Annotated in this window: 6 protein-coding genes; all 6 read right to left on the reverse strand. The window is 67.0% G+C overall.

What is annotated here, in order from left to right:
- Positions 1-1,425 (reverse strand): ABC transporter ATP-binding protein (locus tag AAGA11_22515; GenBank protein MEM9605650.1); only part of this gene is annotated, 1,425 nt, incomplete at its 3' end.
- Positions 1,422-2,309 (reverse strand): ABC transporter permease, encoded by an 888-nt coding sequence (locus AAGA11_22520; GenBank protein MEM9605651.1) that lies wholly within the window; start codon positions 2,307-2,309, stop codon positions 1,422-1,424. The genes AAGA11_22515 and AAGA11_22520, both read right to left, overlap by 4 nt.
- A gap of 35 nt (positions 2,310-2,344) precedes the next feature.
- Positions 2,345-3,307 carry an ABC transporter permease gene (locus AAGA11_22525; protein ID MEM9605652.1) on the reverse strand — a complete coding sequence of 321 codons (963 nt, stop codon included), beginning with the start codon at positions 3,305-3,307 and terminating at the stop codon, positions 2,345-2,347.
- 55 nt (positions 3,308-3,362) lie between these two features.
- A complete protein-coding gene (locus AAGA11_22530) occupies positions 3,363-4,937 on the reverse strand; it encodes an ABC transporter substrate-binding protein (protein MEM9605653.1) in 1,575 nt (524 codons plus the stop codon).
- A 105-nt stretch (positions 4,938-5,042) separates the two neighbouring features.
- Complete coding sequence (locus tag AAGA11_22535; protein ID MEM9605654.1) at positions 5,043-5,366, reverse strand: hypothetical protein; 324 nt, start codon at positions 5,364-5,366, stop codon at positions 5,043-5,045.
- A partial coding sequence (locus tag AAGA11_22540) for a hypothetical protein (GenBank protein ID MEM9605655.1) occupies positions 5,353-5,553 on the reverse strand: 201 nt, incomplete at its 5' end. The genes AAGA11_22535 and AAGA11_22540, both read right to left, overlap by 14 nt.

Genomic DNA, 5,553 nt, shown 5'->3' on the forward strand with positions numbered 1-5,553 from the left:
CTCATCGCACACCAGGAAACGCGGTTGCGTGGCCAGCGCGCGTGCGATGGCGATGCGTTGCCGTTGCCCGCCTGAGAAAGCGTGAGGGTACTGGCGTCCTGCACCCGGTGGCAGGCCGACGCGTTCGAGCAGCTGTGCGACATGGGCGCGGGTGGCCCGCGCGTCCATGAGACCGAAATGCCGGATCGGCTCGGCGACGATGGCATCCACCCGGTGCCGTGGATTGAGCGAGGAGTAGGGGTCCTGAAACACCATCTGCACGTCGCAGCCTACCGGGCGCGCGCCGGCTGCACTGGCCGGTGCCCAGTCGAAATGCACCGAGCCGGCGTCGGCGCTTTGCAGGCCACAGACCACACGCGCGAGTGTCGATTTGCCCGACCCGCTCTCGCCGACCACACCGAGAATCTCTCCCGCGTGCACGTCGAAACTGACATCGTCGAGCGCGGTCACGCTGTGGCGCCGCCACCGCAGCACGCTGCGGCCGGTGGCGAAACGTTTTGACAGGCCCGACACACGCAATACGATCTGGTCATCAGGGCGCGGGGCGTGCGGCCAGGCACGCGCCATTGATGCGATGTCGCTCTCGCCCGTGCCGTCTGCCGCCGCGTGCACGTGCGGCAAGCGATCGAGGGTTCTGTCGGGTCGGGGTACCGCGGCAATCAGGGCACGCGTGTAGGGGTGCTGCGGTGCCCCCAACACCGCACGGGTGCGGCCGGTTTCAACGACCTCGCCGCGGTACATCACGGTGACCCGCTGGGTGGTGTCGGCGATCACACCCATGTCATGGGTAATCAGCAAGACCGCCACCTGGCGTTCGCGCGCGAGCTCGGCGATCAGGGCGAGCACCTGCGCCTGGACCGCCACATCGAGTGCCGTGGTCGGTTCGTCGGCGATGATTACGTCCGGCTCGGCGCACAGCGCAAGCGCGATGACGATGCGTTGCCGCATGCCGCCGGAGAACTGGTGCGGGTACTGATCGAGCCGGGCCGCCGCATCCGGGATGCCGACCCGCTCGACCAACGCCCGCGCGCGCGCGTCGGCCTCGCGCGCCGTGATCGGCAGGTGCACGCGCATCGTCTGCGTGAGGTGCTCGCGCACGGTGAACAGCGGGTTGAGCGACGTCAGCGGGTCCTGGAAGACCATCGACAGGGTCTTCCCGCGCAGCGCGCGCAGCGCGGTGTCGTCGACTCCGTCGATGCGCTCGCCCCGCAGCGTCACGGTGCCCGCCGAGATGCGCCCGGCCGGTGGCAGCAAGCCCATGATCGCCGCGCCCACGGTGGACTTACCCGCACCACTTTCGCCGACCAGGCCGTGAATCTCGCCGGCGTGCAGCGTCAGATTGACCGCGCTCACCGCCCGCGTGACCCCGTGGCGAGAGCGAAACTCGACGTCGAGCCCCGAGACCTGCAAGGCCGGCGTGCTCACAGCGGGTCCTCGTGGTTCGGGTTCAGGGCGTCGCGCAACCAATCGCCGAGCAGGTTCACCGCCAGTGCCAGGATCAGCAGTGTCAGCGCGGGGTAGAAAAGGATCCACCACTCGCCCGAGAAGAGAAAACCCTGACCGACGCGGATCAGTGTGCCGAGCGACGGCTGGGTTGGCGGCGCACCGATGCCGAGAAACGAGAGCGTGGCCTCGGCGATGATCGCGAGCGCGAGCGAGATGGTCGCGATGACCAACACCGGTGAGAGCACGTTGGGGAGGATGTGCCGCACCATGATCGAGACAGCGCCGCGCTTGATCAATTGCGCCGCCTGCACATACTCCTTTTCGCGTTCGACCAGGGTGGCGCCGCGCACCACGCGCGCAAACTGCACCCAGTCGGACAGGCCGATCGCGAGGATAAGCACCCAGATTGCCACCTCGTCTCGGTAGGCGACCGGCGTGATGCCCTTGGCGATGCCGAAGATCAACATCGCGACGAGGATCGACGGGAACGTCAGCTGCACATCGGCGACCCGCATGATCAGCGCGTCGACCCAACCGCCGACGTAGCCGCTGATCAGACCGAGGCTCACGCCGATCAGCATGCCGAGCCCGACCGCGGCGAAGCCCACAAACAGCGACACGCGCAGCCCGTGCAGGATGGTTGAGAGGATGTCGCGTCCCTGGTCGTCGGTACCGAGCGCGAAGCGCTCTTGGGTAAACGCATTCGCCTCGCCCGGCGGGGTGAACGCGTTCATGAGGTTGAGGGTCGCCGGGTCGAAGGGGTTGTGCGGTGCAATCCAAGGGGCAAACACCGCGACACCGACCAACGCGCACACCGTGAACAGCGCCACCATCGCCAGCGGGGCGTGCCGCAAGGACCACATGAGGTCTGTGTCCCAGGCGCGCCGCAGTGCCGAGATCACGTTCGCAACCTCGGGTCGATCAGGAGGTAGAGCAGGTCGACCAGCAGGTTGATGCCGACGAACATGACCGAGATCAGCATCAGGTAGGCTGCCATCACCGGGATGTCGACGAACTCGATCGCGTTGATGAACAGCAACCCGACACCCGGCCACTGAAACACGGTTTCCGTCACGATAGCGAAGGCGAAGATCGACCCCAACTGCAAGCCCGCTACCGTGATGACCGGCACGAGGGTGTTCTTCAGCGCCAGTCGGAAGTTCACCATGCGTTCAGGCAGCCCGCGCGCCCGCGCAAAGCGGATGTAGTCGGCGTGGAGCACATCGAGCATCTCGGCGCGCACCAGGCGCATGATCAAGGTCATCTGGTACAGACCGAGGGTGATTGCCGGCAGGATCATCGCGCGCAGGCCGCTCTCGGTCAGGAGGCCCGTCTGCCAGCCACCGACGGTGACCGTGTCTCCGCGGCCGAAACTCGGCAACCAGTCGAGTTCAACCGAGAACACGTACATCAGCACGATGCCGATCAGGAAGGTCGGCAGCGACACGCCGATCAGGCTCACCGTCATCACGACGCGCGCGGCGACGGTGTGCCGGTGAACGGTGGTCAGCACCCCCAGCACGGTGCCGAGGGTCAACGCGAAGGCGCCTGACACCAGTGCGAGCTCGACCGTTGCCGGTGCCCGTTCGAGCAGGATGTCGGCAACAGGCCGGCCCTGTTGGTAGGAGACGCCGAAATCGCCGCTGAGGGCGTTGAGCAGAAAGCGGCCGTACTGCACGAAAAAGGGTTGGTCGAGGCCCAGCGTGCGTTTCAGGCGCTCGACGTCCTCGGCGCTGCGCTCCTGACCGAGCATGTTGTCGATGGGATCACCGACAAACGAAAAGAGGGCGAACGCAACAAAGCCGACCGCCAGCAGGACGACGACGGCTTGCAGTGTGCGGTTGACGATATAGGACAGCACGCCGGATGCGGGGAGTCGGCACCGGGCGCGAACGCGGCCCGGTGCCGTGGTGCGATCAGTTCGCCGTCACCCAGCGCAGGATGAAGAAGTTGTCCGGCCGCTGGGTCAGCGCGACGCCATCGCGCACGCCCCAGACCAGCGGTTGCACGTACAAGGGCACGTAGGCGTGTTCGGTCTGGTAGGTCGCGGTGATCTCGTCAATCATCGCCTGGCGTTTGCCGTCGTCGATTTCCGACTGGATCATCGGCAGCAGTTCGTCGACGCGGGCGTTCGAGAAGCCACCGAAATTCCACGACCCGAGTTTCTTCTCCGGGTTGGGCGTCGTCACCAGGAAGCGCACGGGGTGTTCGTGGTCGAAGGTCCCGGGCGACCAGCCGAGCAGGTACATGTCGAAGTTGTCCGCGCGCAGCTCCGGCCAGTAGTTCTGCACCGGCATGGCGTCGAGTTCCGCGGTGATCCCGACCTGCGCAAGCATACCGGTGACCGCCTGGCACACGGCCTCGTCGTTCAGGTAGCGGTTGTTCGGGCATTTCAGGCCGAAGCTGAAGCCGTCGGCGTAGCCCGCGTCTGCGAGCAGCGCGCGCGCGCCCTCGAGGTCGAAGGCCGGTCGCGTGCTGTTGGCCGCGGAGTAGCCGCGCATGGCCGGGCTGACCAACTGGCTGGCGGCGTCGCTGCTGCCGCGCATGATCGCCTGCCGGATCGCGTCGACGTTGATCGCCTTGGCGACGGCTTCACGCACCCGCACGTCCTGGAAGGGGTTCGCGCTGCCAGCCATGTCGCCGTACTTGAGCTCGGGGTGATCGTGGCCGAAGCCGAGCATGATCACGCGCGCCTCGATGCCGCGGATCACGCTGACCCCGTCGCGTTGATCCACCCGGTTTGCGTCCTGGATCGGCACCGGGTTGATCATGTCGACGTCACCCGACAACAACGCCGCGACCGCGGTCGCCGGGTTGCCGATCGGGGTGAAGGTCGCCTCGCTGATGTTGTGCTCGACCTCACCCCACCAGCCGTCGAAGGGGGCCAGGCTTGTGGACAGGCCGGGCTGGCGGTCGGTCAGGCGGAACGCGCCGGTGCCGTTGGCGTTCAGGGTGGCAAAGTTGCCGCTCTCCTTGTCAGGCAGGGCCGCGTTGTTCGCCTCGGCCCAGTCCTTGTCCATGATCAGCCAGTTTGCGATCGAATCGGGGAAGATCGGGTTCGGCGCGGTGGTCAGGATGTCGACGGTGTAGTCGTCGACCACTTGCACATCGCTGACCGGCGAAAACCAGCTGCGGGTGTCCGAATTTTCGTCGGACGCGCGTTGGTAGCTGAACAGCACGTCCTCGGCGGTGAAGGCACTGCCGTCGTGGAACTGCACACCCTCGCGCAGGCGAAACCGCCAACCGTCACCGTCGCCAATCGCCTCCCACCCGGTCGCGAGCGCCGGCTCGATCGCCATGTCGCGACCGCGGCGCACCAGTCCCTCGTAGACGTTGTTCAGAAAGCCGAGAACCGGTGCGGAATTGACCGCGTGCGGGTCCATGGTCTGCGGGTCGGTGGTCCCGGCCCAGCGAAAGGTCTCGGCCGAAGCCGCGGTGCCGAGCAGGGCCAGACCGGTCGCGCAGACCCCCAGTGTCGAACGAATTGCCATGGCGGTTCCTTGTTGCGTGCACTGACGTGGGTGATCGATTGTACGGCCAGCGCTTGTGCCGGGGTCAAGCGAGACCCGCGCGCGGAGCCGAACGCCGCGCGTCGTTCAGCTGGATGAGAGAGGCAGAGTGCACCGGCGGGTTGCGGTGAGCACACTGATTGAATTCACCGGCAGCGCACACCAGCGCCCGACGCCACAGCACACCGGCTCGGATGCGACGGCCACGCCGCGCGGGCCACGGTTGAGGTAGAGCGAAGGCGGGCAGCCGTCCGAGGCGAAACGCACCACCACCAGGCGTCGGCCGTCGGTGTAGGCCGCGCTCAACCGCAGCCGGTGGTTCGCGGCTGCCGCGCGGGCCGTTTCAGCTATCAGATCGACGGTGCGTTTGAACGCCGTCACCGGCTGGCTGGCCGCGTCAAAGTGGCGCAACAGACAGAAAATCAGCTCGGAATCGGTGGCGTTTGCCCGCGGCCAAGCGTTTGAAGGTCGGGTCGCGCCAGGCCGGGGCAGGGGTGCGGAAGGCGTGTGGCCGCACGCTGCCCGTCGCGTACCAGACCACACCCGCGCCGTCGGGGTGCACGGGCTGCAGCGCTTCGCGCGAGGCGCGGGCCTGCGC

The sequence above is a fragment of the Pseudomonadota bacterium genome, assembly GCA_039196715.1.
Lineage (GTDB): Bacteria > Pseudomonadota > Gammaproteobacteria > CALCKW01 > CALCKW01 > CALCKW01.